This window comes from uncultured Halorubrum sp. (assembly GCF_937146585.1).
In the GTDB taxonomy this organism is placed as follows: Archaea; Halobacteriota; Halobacteria; order Halobacteriales; family Haloferacaceae; genus Halorubrum; species Halorubrum miltondacostae.
On record NZ_CAKZRO010000066.1, the window covers coordinates 1 to 13,582 of the forward strand.

Here is a 13,582-nt window from a genome sequence, read left to right on the forward strand (position 1 = left end):
CAGCCAGGATAGAGCGTCGGACTTCTAATCCGATGGTCGTGGGTTCGAATCCCACCGTGCTCGTACAGCGAGGAGCGAAGCGACGAGCGAACCGGCACGCAGGGGATTCGAACTGCGCGAGACAAGGGGAGCGAGTCTCGCCATCGAGTGAGGGTCCCGTCGTGCTCGTCACCTCCGACCACGACCGCCCGCGCCGCGAAGAACGTATTTATCCGCTCATCGCGTACTCACCCGGCATGAGCCCTCCAGCCCGCTTCCTCGCCCGGCAGAAGACTGTCGCCGGCCTCGTCGTCGCCGCGCTGTTGGCGCTCGGGATCGCGCTGTACGGCGCGCTCCCGGACCAGATGGCGATCCACTGGAACGCGACCGGCAACGCTGACAGCGTCGTCGGAAAGCCGGTCGCGATCCTGGCGATGCCCGCGATCGTCGTGTTCATGAGCCTGCTGTTCGAGACCACCGACGCCGACGTCGGGGAGCGGATCGTCGGCTCGCTGGCGATGCTGCTGTTGCTCGCGGTTCAGGTGATGGCGTTCGGCGTGAATCTGGGGTACAACGTCCCGATCGTTCCGATCACCCTCGCGCTCGCCGGCGGGATGGTGGCGGTGGCTGTCTGGTTTGAAATGCGATAGGCCGAAGGGCGTGACCGGCCACCGGGCGGAGCGCGGGTTTTCGTCTCAGTCCGCCACTTTCGGCGCTCCGAGGTACTTCTCGTTCAGCTCGTACTCGCCGTCCTCGCCCTCGACGAGGTACTCGCCGTAGTAGGGCACGCGGTTCGCCACCACTTCCTCGAACGTCTCCGCGATCTCCGCGCGGGTCATCTCGCCCATCGAGCGGAGGTCGTCGTTGCGGTTGAGACACCCCTTCAGGTATCCCTCGTGGGTGACGCGGACGCGGCCGCAGTTGGCGCAGAACTCCTCGTTCTCGACGGGGTCGACGATCTCGACCATGCCGCCCGTCTCGTCGTCGCTCGCCTCGCCGACGAAGTAGCGCTTCCGGTCGTGCATCTCGCGGTGCTCGACGCGGTCGGCCTTCTCGGCGAGCCAGTCGTGGACGCGCCCGATGTCGACGTTCCACTCGGGCTTGCCGGTCAGCTCCGGCATGTACTGGATGAGCTGGAGCTGGAGCCCCTCGTTTTCGGCGACGTGCTCGACCATCTCCTCGACGTAGCCCGCGGTGTGCGTGAACACGACCATGTTGAGCTTCACCGGGTCGAGCCCGGCGTCGACCGCGGCCTTGACGCCTTCGAGGACCTTCTCGTAGGCGCCGGACTTGGTCACCTCCGCGAAGTCGTCCGGGTCGAGCGCGTCCTGCGAGACGTTGACGCGGTCGAGGCCCGCGGTCTTCAGGTCCGCGGCGCGCCCGGGGAGGAACGTGCCGTTCGTCGTCATCGACACCTCCATCGAGTCGGGCGTGCGCTCGATGATCTCCTCGAGGTCCTGGCGGAGCATCGGCTCGCCGCCGGTGAACTTCACCGCGTCGACGCCGTACCCCTCGACGACCTCCAGGAAGCGGACCACGTCGTCGGCACTCATCTCCGCGTCGCTCGGCTCCATCGGCCCGCGCGTGTCGCCTAACCCCTCGTTGTGGCAGTAGACGCAGTCGAAGTTACACCGGTCGGTGAGCGAGATCCGCACCCCCGTCACCTCCCGTCCGAAGTCGTCCGCGAGTGGGCCGGTCATGCCCGGTCGAAGCCGCTACGCGCGGTTAAACATCGGGGTCGTTCGTGCGGGTAAGTAACGCCCGGCGGTTACGTCGCGGCCGCGAAGTCGGCCCGCTCCGGTTGCGATCGGGCGGTCACAGCGACAGGCGAAGCCCGTCGGCCGCGGTCCGCACCTCGCCGTCGAAGCCCGCCTCGCGGACGCGTTCTTCCATCTCGCGCTCGCGACCGCCGGTGTGCGGGTAGAGGTGCGAGAGCAGGAGCGTCCCGACCTCGACTCCCGCGAGCGACTCGCCGAGGCTCGTCGGCGTCGGGTGGTTCGACACGTCGACGTCGTCCGGGAACGAGCAGTCGTGGACGAGGAGGTCGGCCCCGTCCGCGAACCGCCCCATCCCCGCGAACGCCTCGGTGTCGCCGGAGAGCGCGACCGGCCCGTCGGCGGGCGGGTCGTCGGAGCCCGGCGGCGAGAAGCGGTAGGCGAGGCCGTCCATCGAGTGGCGCGTCTCGCGGGCCGCCACGTCGAACCCGCCGGCGGCGAACGGGCGCGCGGTCGACACCTCGCGGACGGCGAGGTCGATCCGCCCGTCGAGGTAGTCGTGGACGTCGAGCAGGCCGTCGACGAGCGACTTCGTGCCCGCGGGCCCGACGACCTCCAGGTGCTCCTCGCCGGCGAGCCAGCGGGCCTTCAGGAGTGGGAGGAGCGCCGCGACGTGATCGAGGTGGTGATGCGTGAGTAGGACCGTCGAGACGCCCTCGTAGCCGACGTCCGTGCCCGCCAACCGCTGGAGGACGCCGCTGCCGCAGTCGACGAGGAGCGACCGGTCGCCGTCGGCGAGGAGGTAGCCGGCCTGCGCGCGGTCGGGGACCGGCATCGCGCTGCCGGACCCGAGGACGGTGAGTTCCATGCCGACGGGTCGCGGCCGGATCCACCTAATTCGGTCGGAGCGCCGGCGGCGGAGCGCGGCGCAGCGCCGGTGCGGGGTCCGGCGCCGCCCACCCGGTCACTTGATGAGGAACACCGGGACCGACGCGTCGTCGGCGACGCGGTCGGAGACGCTCCCGAGCGACCGGATCCGCTCGCGCGGCGACTTCCCCTCCGGGCTCATCACGATCACGTCGACCCCCGCCTCGTCGGCGTAGGAGACGATCTCGGCGTCGGGCGTCCCGTGGACGACGTGCGTCTCGACCTCGAGTCCGGCTTCGGCGGTCGCGTCGGCGACCGCGCCGACCGCGGTCTCGCCCTGCGCCTCGAGGTCCGCGACGACCTCGTCGTGGAGCTCGCCGGAGTTGGCGGTCGTGACGCGCTGATCGACGACGTACAGCGCGTGGACCGTCGCGTCGTGGTCGGTCGCGAGCCGCACCGCGTGATCGAGCGCGCGGTCGACCGCCTCGCTCCCGTCGGTCGGCACCAGGATGTCGTCGTACATGGATCGGCGTTCGCCCGGCCGCGGCTTAACGGTGGGGCCTCGGTGTCGGACTCCGGGAGCGCCGCACGCGTGGAGAGAAGACAGCCGTCGTGTGCGCCGGACGCGCAGACCGGCTCTAGAGTCCGGAGACCGGGCCGCGTCACTCGTCGCGCCAGCGGCCGCCGATCGCCTCGCGCCGCATGCTGTTCGCCTCGCCGTCGCGGAAGACGCTGACGCGACCCGTCTCCTCGCTCAGCGTCACCGTCGCCACGACCTCCGGGCGGACGGAGGTCTCGATGGCGCTCATGTGTCGCGACCCCATCCACGGCTCGTAGCTCACGTCGTCGACCAAGTCGGCCTCCTCGTCGCGGGTGCCTAGGTCGCGGAAGCGGACCATCTGCGACTCGATCTCGCCGTCGACCGCGACGACGACGCCGCCGTCCTGTGCGACGCTCACCGACTCGGCCGCGGCCGCGAGCGCGTCCTCGTCGAAGACGGACAGGCAGGTGTCGCGCGGCCAGCGGTTGTCTCCCATCGGGTCCGCGTACGCGCCGTAGTCGCTGTCGCCGATGACGGCGAAGTACAGCCCCGGCCCCTTCACGTGCGGCTCCTCCCACCCGTCGAAGGAGACGCTGACGTGCTCGGCGCAGTACGTCAGCCGATCGACGACCTCGCACACCCGCTCGTGGTCGCCGTACTCGATCGCGAGGTCGCTCATCGGCGTCGCTCCTTCCGGTCCGGTCGTCCGCTGCGATTGCCGCCGTCGGTCACGGTCGGAAAGAGGACCCCCCGGTATATAAGGGCAGCCGAGTCGGTCGCCGGGGGGCCGGCCGACTTCGCCCGGGGGCGCACCCGCTCACGACCGTCGCCACTCGGCGAACAGCCGCGTGTCGAACCGGTCGGCGCGGACGAGGCCGACGCCGAAGGCGGCCGCGACCGCGGCGGGCAGGAGGTTCCCGAACCAGAGGTTGATCCCGCCCCAGAGGATCACGAAGCTCACCATGTCGTCGAGCATGAACTCGCAGTCGCGGAGGCGCTCGCGGATCCCCGCCGCCGAGAAGGCGCGGTCGAGCGTGACGACGGCGACGACCGCCGACAGCACCCACCCGGCGTAGTTCGAGAGGGGGACGCCGTAGAACGCCCCGCCGCCGAAGTTCCAGAACCCGAGCGACACCGCGCCGGGGTCCAACACCACGTCCATCGCGACGACGACCGGGATCACCGTCGCAAGCCGGACCCACACGCTGTCCGCGCGCGGCCCGAGCAGGAGCAGGCACAGCAGGTACGCGTTCATCACGAGCGGGATGAAGAACACGGGGAGCGCCACCGGGACGCCCCCGAGCATCGGCCCGAGGTCGACGGTGTACGCGAACTCCCCGTACGGCCACCCGGTCGCGACGCCGACCGACTCGATGATGTACGTGTACGCCATCAACACGCCGATCCAGCCGAGCGCGCGGCGGTCGATCGTCGGCAGCACGCCGACGACGAGCGGCGAGCGCATCACGATCACGCCGAACAGCACGAACCACGGGTGGAACGCGAACGGCTCGGGCACCCACCCCTCGGCGCTGCCGACGAGCGCGATCGCCCCCACGAGCGGGAAGACGACGGCGATGGTGAAGCGGTTCTCGCGGACGAACCGGTCAAGCAGCGTCTCCGCCTCGTCTCGCGTGTTTGGCGCGCGCTCGCGGAGCGCGTCAAGACGCGAGCCGGTCGTCGCGGCGGCGGTCGTCCCCGCCGACCCCGCCCGGTCGCCGTCGCTCACGGCAGCGCCTCCCAGAGCGGGTACACCCGCCAGAGGCCGCCCATCGACAGCAGCGTGCCGACGACGGTGTTCAGCGCCGGGAACCACCAGTACGCGCGATCGACCGAGACCGACGACCGCGCGACCCACGCGACGAACAGGGGGTAGACGCCGAGCAGCGCCCCGAGACGGGCGTCCACGAGCCAGAACGCGCCGGCCGCGGCGGTCCACGCCGCGAAGCAGTAGCCGTACGTGCGCCCCTCGCCGAGCAGCGTCGCGGTCGTGTCGATCCCCGCCGCGCGGTCCGGTTCGATGTCCGGGATCGCGGAGAACGTGTGCATCCCCATCGTCCAGAGCCACGCGCCTGCCAGCGCCGCGAGCGGCGGGTGCGCCCCCGCGACCGTCGCGTACGCCGCCGCGCCCGGGAGGGCGTACAGCCCGTTCGACAGCGAGTCGAGGAACGGCGTCGTCTTGAACCGGGCCGGCGGCGCGCTGTACCCGACCGCGAGGACGAGGAAGCCCAGGAGGTACGGCCACGCGACGCGGGGCGTGATCGCGAGCGTCGCGAGGCCCAGCGCGCCGGAGGCGGCGACGGCGGCGATCACCAGTCTGCTCCCCTGCCACCGCGCCTCGCGCCCCTCCTTCTTCGGATTCAGCTCGTCGATGTCGGCGTCGAACACGTCGTTGACGCCGTAGAGGAACACGTTGGCCGGCACGAGGAAGTACGCCGCGAGCGAGACCGTGACGGGCGTGAACAGCTCGCCCACGTCGCCGATGCCGTAGGTGACGCCGACGGCGACCGGGCCGGCGAGGTAGAGCCAGAAGCGCGGCCGCGACAGCACCAGCAGGTAGCGGAGCCCCTCGCTACCGCCGCCGGCGGACCGGTTTCGGTCCCCCTCGACGGGCGGGCTCTGTCCGTCGTCGACGGATCGGTTCTGGTCGCTCACGGCGGGTATCACACGTCGTCGTCGCCCATCGCTTCCGCGGTCAGCTGTCCGCTGATCAGGCACATCGGGACGCCGATGCCGGGCGTGGTCGTCGAGCCCGTGAAGTAGAGCCCGTCGACCGCGTCGGAGGTGTGCGAGGGCCGCAGCAGCGACGTCTGCGTGAGGGTGTGCGCCAGCCCCAGCGCGCTGCCCGCGTAGCTGTTGTACCGGTCCGCGAAGTCGTCGACCGAGAACGTCTCCTCGACGACGACCCGGCCGCGGAGGTCGGTCCCGGTGTTCTCCGCGATGTCGTCGATCACGAGGTCGCGGTAGCGGTTGCGGATCTCCGGCGTGTCGGTCAGCCCGGGCGCGATCGGCACCAGCGCGAAGAGGTTGCTGTGGCCCTCCGGCGCGACCGTGTCGTCGGTCTTCGAGGGGACACAGAGGTAGTAGGCGGGGTCGTCGGGCCACTCGGGGTCGTCGAATATCTGCTCGAAGTGCTCGTCCCAGTCGGTCGGGAGGACGAGCGTGTGGTGTTCGAGGTCCGGCACGTCGCCCTCGACGCCGAGGTACAGCAGGAACGCGGAGGGCGCGTACGTCCGCGAGTCCCAGTACTCCTCGGTGTACTGGCGCTTCCGCTCGGGGAGGAGCTCCTGTTCGGTGTGCGCGTAGTCGGCGTCGGAGACGACGCGGTCGGCGAGGAAGCGCTCGCCGTCCTCGGTGTCGACCGCGAACGCGCCGTACCGGCCCTCGATCCCCGTCACCTCGGCGTCGGTGACGAACTCGACGCCGAGGTCCTCGGCGAGCTCGACGATGCCGTCGACGACCGCGCCGATCCCGCCGTCGGGGTAGTAGACGCCCATGTTGTAGTCGACGTGGCTCATCAGGTTGTACAGCGCCGGCGTGTTCGTCGGCGACCCGCCGAGGAACACGAGCGTGTACTGCATCAGCTGCTGGAGCTTCGGGTGGTCGAAGTAGTCCTCGACGTGCCCCTGCATCTTGCCGAGCAGCGAGAGCCCCCACGAGTAGCGCATCACGTCGGTGTCCACGTAGTCGCGCAGCCGCGGGCGGTCCTCGTAGACGAAGTGCTCCATGCCGATGTCGTAGGTCCGCTCGGACTCCTCGAGGTACGCGTCGAACGCCTCGCCCGCGCCCGGCTCGTACGACTCGAATATCTCCCGGTTCGCGTCGCGCTCGGGCAGCACGTCGACCTTGTCCCCGTCCTTCCAGAACACGCGGTAGTGCGGGTCGAGCCGCTCCAGCTCGTAGAACTCGTCGGGCGACCGGCCGAAGTGGCCGAAGAACCGCTCGAAGACGTCCGGCATCAGGTACCACGACGGCCCCATGTCGAACTGGAAGCCGTCGACTTCGAGCCGGCTGGCGCGGCCGCCGAGCTGCTCGTTCTTCTCCAACAGTGTGACGTCCGCGCCGGCCTCCGCCAGGTAACAGGCCGTCGAGAGCCCGCCGAATCCGCCGCCGATAACGACGACGGACTCGTCGGCAACGCCGTCGATGTCCGGGACCACGTCCATACACGATCCTAGGGACGGCTCCGGTATAAATCCGGTCAGACGCGCCGCGGGACGGTCCCGGACACGTTCGGTCGGCGGGGTCGCGACGACGGGGCCCGGTCGGTCGTAACGACGGCGCGGTGACGGTCGCGGCGGAACTCGTCGCGCGGCGCACCCGCGCGAGCGGAGCCGGCGGAGACGCCCGAAGTGGATACCACTAAGTCGCCGACGCGCGTAGCCGTCTTCACATGGATCTGACGGTCGCGATCACCGGAGCAACGAGCGGGATCGGGCGAGCCGTCGCCGAGGCGTTCGTCGACGAGGGGGCGTTCGTCGCCGTCTCCGGACGCGACGGCGATGCCGTCGATCGGACCGTCGCGGCGCTGAACGGCGCGGGCGACGACCCGGACGCCGAGGCCGACGGCGACGCGGACGCCGGGGACGACTCGCCGGCCGACGACGCCGAGCGCGGCACCGCGTGGGGGGACCGCGTCGACGTGCGCGACGAGTTCGACCTCGAACGCTTCTTCGAGCGCGCCGCCCGCGAGGCCGGTCCGATAGACGTCGTGTTCGCGAACGCCGGCGTGTTCCACGGCGCGCCTGGCGAGCGACCGACGACCGAGGTCACGTACGCGGACTACGACGACACGATGCGGACGAACGCGCGCGGCGTGTTCGCCACCGTCACCGAGGCGGTCCCGCACCTCGCAGACGACGCGCGCGTCCTCGTGCCGTCGGGCGCGGTCGCGGCCGAGTCCAAGCCGGGGATGGGCGCGTACGCGGTCTCGAAGGCGGCCGCCGAGGCGGTCGCGCGCGGCTTCGCCGCCGACCTCGACGCGACCGTCGGCGTCGTCGACCCGGGCCTCGTCGCCACGGACCTCACCGGGAAGGAGCGCGCCCGCGACCCCGAGAGCGTCGCGCCGCTGTTCGTCTGGGCCGCCACCGAGGCCCCGGCCGAGGACCTGAACGGCGGCCGGATCGGGCTGCGGGAGTGGAAGACCGCGACGCGGTAGCCGGGACGCCCCTCGTCGCCGGGTGACCGACTCGAAGCTAGAGGCGTCTTCGACCGGCCCGAGCGGCCGGCCGCCGCGGGCGGTCGGCTACTCCTCGTCGAGCGACAGCGCGTCGGTCGGGCACTCCTCGACGCAGGCGGAGCACTGGAGGCAGTCGCCGTGGTCGACGACGCCGTCGGCCTCGCGGGTCGACCCCTCGGGACCGCCGAGCGAGAACACGTCGCCGTGGTCCGTGACCTCGCCGTCCGCGTACTGGCCGGGCGTGATCTCCTGTCGACAGACCGTCCCGCAGCGACCGCAGCTCACGCAGGCGTCCGCGTCGACCTCGACGCGGGGTGCGGGGTCCCGCCCCAGCGCCTCGGCGACCCGGTGGACCGCGTGCGAGAGCGTTCCGGCCGGGCAGACCTGACACCAAGCGCGCTGGTGGTAGACGACGCCGAGCCCGACCGCGACGAGCGTGCTGACGCCGAGCATGGTCAGGAACGGGACGCCGAGCGACCCGCCCCGCTGCCAAGCCGTGTAGAGTCCGGTGCCGAGGAGCCCGAACGCGACCAGCCCGACGGCCGCCCTGGTCAGCGGGTGTTTGAACCAGTCCGGTGTCCGGTTCCCGCGGCTGAACAGGCGGACGTAGCCGTCGAGCAGGCCGCCCCGAGGGCAGAGGTGGTTACAGTAGAACCGCCCGCGGACGGCGCCGACGCCCACCGCCGCGGTGGCGCAGCCGACGACGCCGACCCCCGCGAGGGCCGGGTACCAGAGGGCCGCCACGAGCAGTCCCGCGAACGCGACGCCGAGGTACCGCTGATAGCCGCGGCGTCGCTCGATGGAGCCGTCGTCCACCGGTCGGCGACGGACCGTATCGAGCCCCCGCTTGTCGAACCACGGGTCGCCGTCGCGTACCCGCCCGAGTCGTTCGATCAGTCGATTCGTCCGGTCGCCGGCCACCGCCGACCACACTCGGTCCGTGAGTCCGCTCGCTCGTTCTCGCAGGCTCATCTTCGACGCGAACGGTCGTATCGGCGCAGCCGACTTAGTAATTGTGGATAACACACAATATTCACACATACACCGCTGGCAAAACGAATAGAAACGACCAGAATAGAGTTATGAAAGATTTCGCATTTGTGAATATTGTCTGAGTGGAGAAATTCTACAAAGATCCGGCCCGCTGCGCGGTCCCGCGTCCACTCCGCCCGGCCGCCGCCGTGACGGGGCGTCGACCGCGGCGATACCCCTCCGCAACACCGAGAGTTATCCCGCGGTCGGTCGAACTGGGGGGTATGCCACTCGCGGACCCAGACCTCTCGGACTCGACGGCCTTTATCACCGGAACGACCCGCGGCATCGGTAAGCGGATCGCGCTCGCGCTCGCCGACCAGGGCTGTAACGTCGTCTCGACGGGCAAGACGACCGACGCGGACGACTCCGAACTGGAGGGGTCGATCGAGCAGACGGCCCGGGAGGTGCGCGAGCGCGGCCCCGAGGCGCTGGCGCTCGAACTCGACCTCCGCGACGAGGACCGCGTCGAGGAAGTCGTCGAAGAGGCGATCGATCACTTCGACGAGGTCGACATCGTGATCAACAACGCGAGCGCGATCCAGCTGGCGAACGTCGCCGACCTGCCGGCGGACCGGTTCGACCTGCTGACGGACGTGAACGTCCGCGGGACCCACCTCGTCGCGCACGCCTTCGCCGACCACCTCGCCGAACTCGACGAGGCGTGGCTGCTGTCGAACTCGCCGCCGATCGTGACCGACCGCTCGCCCGGGAAGGCGCCGTACGCGTGGTCGAAGCTCGGGATGTCGTTCATCACGCTGTCGCTCGCCGAGGAGCTGGCGAGCGACGACGTCGGCTGTAACACGTTCTGGCCGGTGACGACGATCGACACCCGCGCGACGCGCTACTTCGGGCTCGGGACCGAGGACGACTGGCGGACCACCGAGGTCGTCTCCGACGCGGTCCTCGAGATACTCGCGCGCGATCCCGCGGAGTGTACGGGCAACAGCTTCTACGACGAGGACCTGCTCCGGGAGGCGGGCGTCACCGACTTCTCCGCGTACAACGTCACCGAGGGCGACCCGGCGCCGATGTCGGCGCGGCTGTTCGCGCCCGAGTTCGAGCGCGAGGACTGAGAGAGTCGACTCACTCCGCGACCGCCGCTCGCAGCGCCTCGGTCGCCGCCGCCGGGTCCGACGCGGCCGTGATCGCCGACAGCGCCGCCACGCCGGTCGCGCCCGCCTCGACCACGGGCGCGGCGTTGTTCGCGTCGACGCCGCCGATCCCGATCACCGGGAGGTCGACCGCGTCCGCGACCGCGGCGATCCGCTCCGTCCCGATCCCGTCGCGGTCGCCGGAGACGTCCTTCGAGTCGGTGCCGTAGACGGCCCCGACGCCGAGGTAGTCGGCCCCCGCGGCCTCGGCCTCGCGCGCCTGCTCGACCGTCGAGGCCGAGACGCCGACGACGGCCGACTGGCCGAGCCGCTCGCGCGCGACCGACACCGGGAGGTCAGTCTGGCCGAGGTGGACCCCGTCCGCGTCAATCGCGGCGGCGAGGTCGATCCGGTCGTTCACGAGCAGGGGGACCCCCGCCTCCGCGGTCAGCTCCCGGAGCCGGAGCCCCGTCTCGTACCGCTCGCGGTCGCTCACGCCCTTGTCGCGGAGCTGGACGACGTCGACGCCCCCGTCGAGCGCGGCCGCGACGACCTCGGGGGTCGACCGCCCCGCGGACCGGCTCGCCGCCGTGACGAGGTATGTACGCCACTCGGTGGTATTCATATGTAATAACGTCGGGCGGTCGGAGGAAAAACGGTTGCGCTCCGGGCGCGCCTCCCGCCGGGACGGACAGACACAAACCGGCTCGCCCCGTACCGGTGTCCAATGCCATCTCGGCTCCGGACGGTCCTCGCCCGCGTCGCCGCGGCGGTCGCGGGCGCGCTCGACCGGGCCGGCGTCATCGACCGGTCGCGGCTCGACGAGACGATGGGCCTCGCGTGGCCCCGGATCGTGACCGGGTTCGCGATCATGTCGAAGAACACCGTCGACCTCGCGGTGATCGGCTACGCGGTCGGGGTGTCGGCGGTCGCGGGGATGGGGTTCGCGTTCGCGTACTGGCAGCTGGCGAAGTTCGTCTCCATCGGGCTCGCGGGCGGCACCGTCTCGCTCGTCTCGCAGAACTACGGCGGCGACGAGCGCGGCCGGGCGGGCCTCGTCGTCAAGCAGTCCCTGATCGTGGCCGCGCTGCTGGTCGCGCCCATCGTCGCCGGCTACGTCCTCGGCGCGGAGCGACTGATCGCGCTCGTGGGCGGCGAGGGTGCGGCGCTGTCCGCCGGGACGACCTACCTCGCCGTCACCGCGCCGGCGCTCGCCTTCGAGTTCTTCAACATGATCGCCAGCCGGACGTACGCCGGCGTCGGCGACACGCGCACGCCGATGGTCGCGCGCGCCGGCGGCGCGCTGTTGAACGTCGTCCTCACCGGGTGGCTCGTCCTCGGCGCGGGCCTCGGCGTGTTCGGCGCGGGGCTCGGGACCGCCGTCTCCATCGCCGCCGTCGGGCTCGTCCTCGCGTGGGGGATGACCGGGCGGTCGTACTTCGGCCGCGGCGCGTCCCCGGTCCCGGTCGGGCGCGCCGGGCCGTGGCTCGACGCCGGGCTGAGCCGGCAGCTCCTCCGGGTCTCCGCGCCGCTCATCGCGCGTCGCGTCGCCGAGGGGGTCGTCGTCTTCCCCCTGCTGTGGATCGCGTCGTCGTTCGGCTCCGCGACGGTCGCCGCCCTCGAGGTCGGCCGCCGGGTCAGGGCGCTGCTCGGGAGCTTCAGCTGGGGGTTCTCCATCGCCGCGAGCACGCTCGTCGGCCAGCGGCTCGGCGCGGGCGAGGAGTCGCTCGCGACCGCGTACGGCCGCGACGTGATCGCGCTGTCGGCGGTCGTCTACGTCCTCGCGTCGGCCGCGGTGATCGCCGCCGCCACCCCGATCGCCGGCGTCTTCGTCGACGACCCGGCCGCGGTGAGCGCGACCGCGGCGTTCGTCGTCGCGGCGGCTATCTCGGCGGTGCCGCTCGGCGTCGACGGCTCGGTCACGGGGTCGCTCCGCGGCGCGGGCGACACGCGCTGGCCCTTCCTCGCGTCGATGGTCGGGCTGTACGTCTTCGCGCTCCCCGTCGCCCTGGTCGGCCTCGCGACGCCGCTCGGCGTCGGCGGGCTGTACGCGGCGCTGGTGGCGGAGAAGCTCGTGCCCGCCGGCCTGAACGGCTACCGGTTCCGGTCGAACCGGTGGCAGGCGGTCAGCCGGCGGTACCGGCCCGACGCGGGCGAGGTGGAGGAGGAGGTCGGGTAGGCCTACTCGTCGGCGACGTCCTCGATCACTTCGACGCTCCCGGTGAGCTGGCGGTGGACGTACGGCATGTCGATGCCCGCGTCGTCGAACGCCTCCTTCACCGCGGTGACGTACTCGGAGCGCACGCGGACGAAGTCGCCGCGGTCGGGGTCGGCGATCCACCAGCGCGACTGGAGCCCGACTGCGGAGTCGCCGAGCTCGACGAGCCGGACCGAGACGCCCGGGTCGTCGAGGATCTCCTCGTGGGCCTCGGCCTTCTCGACGATGATGTCGGTCGCCTCCTCGATGTCGTCGTCGTAGCCGATCCCGAAGACGAACTTCTGGCGGAGCGTGTCGTAGGCGACGGGGTTCGTCACCGCGCTGTTCGCGAGGTCACCGTTCGGGACGGTGACGAGCTCGTTGTCGAAGGTCCGGACCCGCGAGACGCGGAGGTCGATCTCCTCGACGCGGCCGGACATGTCGCCCCACTGGATCCAGTCGCCGACCTCGAACGGCTTGTCCTTCAGGATGAACACGCCGGCGACGAAGTTGCCGAGGAGGTCCTGTGCCGCGAAGCCGACGGCGAGCGCGATGGCGCCGCCGAACACCGCGAACGCCGAGAGGAAGCCGCCGTAGCCGGCGACGGCGAAGCCGATGGCGATCGCCGCCACCCACACCACGGCGTTGAGCACGTTCGTCCCGAGGCTCACCACCGCCTCGTCGAACCCGCGCGACCTGACGATCCGCCGAAGCCCCGGAATGACGACGTACTTGCCGAGCAGCAACACGGCCAGGAACCCGGCGACGAACCCGACCACCGACGTCGCTATCGCCGCGACGTCGACCGCGTTCGTGACCGCGTCGAGCTGTAATGGATACATCACCCGCCCTTTCACGAGACTATATAAAGAAGCTACTGGCGGCGCGGTTGTTTACGCCCGGTGGGACGGTCAGGTCGGCGCATTCCGTCGTCGCGGCGTGACGGTCCGTTCGATGCGACCCGCCGCCGCGCGGATC

General features: G+C 71.1%; 14 protein-coding genes. 4 read left to right on the top strand and 10 right to left on the bottom strand.

Going from position 1 to position 13,582, the window contains the following annotated elements:
- The first annotated feature begins 236 nt into the window (after positions 1-236).
- Positions 237-629: a DUF1648 domain-containing protein gene (locus Q0116_RS05910; RefSeq protein WP_297886420.1), complete on the top strand. Its 393-nt coding sequence runs from the start codon at positions 237-239 to the stop codon at positions 627-629.
- A 45-nt stretch (positions 630-674) separates the two neighbouring features.
- Here the strand turns inward: Q0116_RS05910 and moaA are convergent, their stop codons facing one another.
- The 7 genes from moaA to crtI form a co-directional block, all read right to left on the bottom strand.
- Positions 675-1,679: a GTP 3',8-cyclase MoaA gene (moaA, locus tag Q0116_RS05915; protein ID WP_297886421.1), complete on the bottom strand. Its 1,005-nt coding sequence runs from the start codon at positions 1,677-1,679 to the stop codon at positions 675-677.
- A 115-nt stretch (positions 1,680-1,794) separates the two neighbouring features.
- Positions 1,795-2,562: an MBL fold metallo-hydrolase gene (locus Q0116_RS05920; protein ID WP_297886422.1), complete on the bottom strand. Its 768-nt coding sequence runs from the start codon at positions 2,560-2,562 to the stop codon at positions 1,795-1,797.
- 96 nt (positions 2,563-2,658) lie between these two features.
- Positions 2,659-3,084, bottom strand: coding sequence for a universal stress protein (locus Q0116_RS05925; RefSeq protein ID WP_297886423.1), 426 nt, complete (start codon positions 3,082-3,084; stop codon positions 2,659-2,661).
- A 139-nt stretch (positions 3,085-3,223) separates the two neighbouring features.
- Complete coding sequence (locus Q0116_RS05930; protein ID WP_297886424.1) at positions 3,224-3,781, bottom strand: diadenylate cyclase; 558 nt, start codon at positions 3,779-3,781, stop codon at positions 3,224-3,226.
- 138 nt (positions 3,782-3,919) lie between these two features.
- Positions 3,920-4,831: a bisanhydrobacterioruberin hydratase gene (cruF, locus tag Q0116_RS05935; protein ID WP_297886425.1), complete on the bottom strand. Its 912-nt coding sequence runs from the start codon at positions 4,829-4,831 to the stop codon at positions 3,920-3,922.
- The gene (locus Q0116_RS05940) at positions 4,828-5,769 is read right to left on the bottom strand and encodes a prenyltransferase (protein WP_297886426.1); all 942 of its coding nucleotides are present in this window, start codon (positions 5,767-5,769) and stop codon (positions 4,828-4,830) included. Before Q0116_RS05940 ends, cruF begins: the two co-directional genes overlap by 4 nt.
- The gene (crtI, locus tag Q0116_RS05945) at positions 5,766-7,268 is read right to left on the bottom strand and encodes an NAD(P)/FAD-dependent oxidoreductase (protein WP_297886427.1); all 1,503 of its coding nucleotides are present in this window, start codon (positions 7,266-7,268) and stop codon (positions 5,766-5,768) included. The genes Q0116_RS05940 and crtI overlap by 4 nt, the downstream gene beginning before the upstream one ends.
- Before the next feature lie 227 nt (positions 7,269-7,495).
- Between crtI and Q0116_RS05950 the strand changes: the two genes are divergently transcribed.
- Positions 7,496-8,260, top strand: a complete 765-nt coding sequence (locus tag Q0116_RS05950) for an SDR family oxidoreductase (RefSeq protein ID WP_297886428.1) — start codon at positions 7,496-7,498, stop codon at positions 8,258-8,260.
- A gap of 87 nt (positions 8,261-8,347) precedes the next feature.
- Here Q0116_RS05950 and Q0116_RS05955 read toward each other — a convergent pair whose 3' ends face one another.
- A complete protein-coding gene (locus Q0116_RS05955) occupies positions 8,348-9,253 on the bottom strand; it encodes a 4Fe-4S binding protein (RefSeq protein WP_297886429.1) in 906 nt (301 codons plus the stop codon).
- Positions 9,254-9,537: 284 nt separating this feature from the next.
- On the opposite strand from Q0116_RS05955, the gene Q0116_RS05960 reads away from it, so the two are divergent.
- Entirely contained in the window at positions 9,538-10,389 is an 852-nt protein-coding gene (locus tag Q0116_RS05960) for an SDR family oxidoreductase (RefSeq protein WP_297886430.1), read from the top strand.
- A 10-nt stretch (positions 10,390-10,399) separates the two neighbouring features.
- Here the strand turns inward: Q0116_RS05960 and thiE are convergent, their stop codons facing one another.
- The gene (gene thiE, locus Q0116_RS05965; RefSeq protein ID WP_297886431.1) at positions 10,400-11,032 is read right to left on the bottom strand and encodes a thiamine phosphate synthase; all 633 of its coding nucleotides are present in this window, start codon (positions 11,030-11,032) and stop codon (positions 10,400-10,402) included.
- Between the two features lie 102 nt (positions 11,033-11,134).
- Here thiE and Q0116_RS05970 point away from each other — a divergent pair, with 102 nt between their 5' ends.
- Positions 11,135-12,586: an MATE family efflux transporter gene (locus Q0116_RS05970; RefSeq protein WP_297886432.1), complete on the top strand. Its 1,452-nt coding sequence runs from the start codon at positions 11,135-11,137 to the stop codon at positions 12,584-12,586.
- Between the two features lie 2 nt (positions 12,587-12,588).
- On the opposite strand, the gene Q0116_RS05975 is transcribed toward Q0116_RS05970, so the two are convergent.
- Positions 12,589-13,446 (bottom strand): mechanosensitive ion channel family protein, encoded by an 858-nt coding sequence (locus tag Q0116_RS05975; RefSeq protein ID WP_297886433.1) that lies wholly within the window; start codon positions 13,444-13,446, stop codon positions 12,589-12,591.
- Positions 13,447-13,582 lie beyond the last annotated feature (136 nt).

Bases quoted from the DNA above. Each gene is read 5' to 3' on its own strand.
- thiE (WP_297886431.1), bottom strand. From the start codon at position 11,032: ATGAATACCACCGAGTGGCGTACATACCTCGTCACGGCGGCGAGCCGG.
- crtI (WP_297886427.1), bottom strand. From the start codon at position 7,268: ATGGACGTGGTCCCGGACATCGACGGCGTTGCCGACGAGTCCGTCGTC.
- Q0116_RS05955 (WP_297886429.1), bottom strand. From the start codon at position 9,253: ATGAGCCTGCGAGAACGAGCGAGCGGACTCACGGACCGAGTGTGGTCG.
- Q0116_RS05960 (WP_297886430.1), top strand. From the start codon at position 9,538: ATGCCACTCGCGGACCCAGACCTCTCGGACTCGACGGCCTTTATCACC.
- Q0116_RS05910 (WP_297886420.1), top strand. From the start codon at position 237: ATGAGCCCTCCAGCCCGCTTCCTCGCCCGGCAGAAGACTGTCGCCGGC.
- moaA (WP_297886421.1), bottom strand. From the start codon at position 1,679: ATGACCGGCCCACTCGCGGACGACTTCGGACGGGAGGTGACGGGGGTG.
- Q0116_RS05950 (WP_297886428.1), top strand. From the start codon at position 7,496: ATGGATCTGACGGTCGCGATCACCGGAGCAACGAGCGGGATCGGGCGA.
- Q0116_RS05930 (WP_297886424.1), bottom strand. From the start codon at position 3,781: ATGAGCGACCTCGCGATCGAGTACGGCGACCACGAGCGGGTGTGCGAG.
- Q0116_RS05975 (WP_297886433.1), bottom strand. From the start codon at position 13,446: ATGTATCCATTACAGCTCGACGCGGTCACGAACGCGGTCGACGTCGCG.
- Q0116_RS05925 (WP_297886423.1), bottom strand. From the start codon at position 3,084: ATGTACGACGACATCCTGGTGCCGACCGACGGGAGCGAGGCGGTCGAC.
- Q0116_RS05920 (WP_297886422.1), bottom strand. From the start codon at position 2,562: ATGGAACTCACCGTCCTCGGGTCCGGCAGCGCGATGCCGGTCCCCGAC.
- Q0116_RS05970 (WP_297886432.1), top strand. From the start codon at position 11,135: ATGCCATCTCGGCTCCGGACGGTCCTCGCCCGCGTCGCCGCGGCGGTC.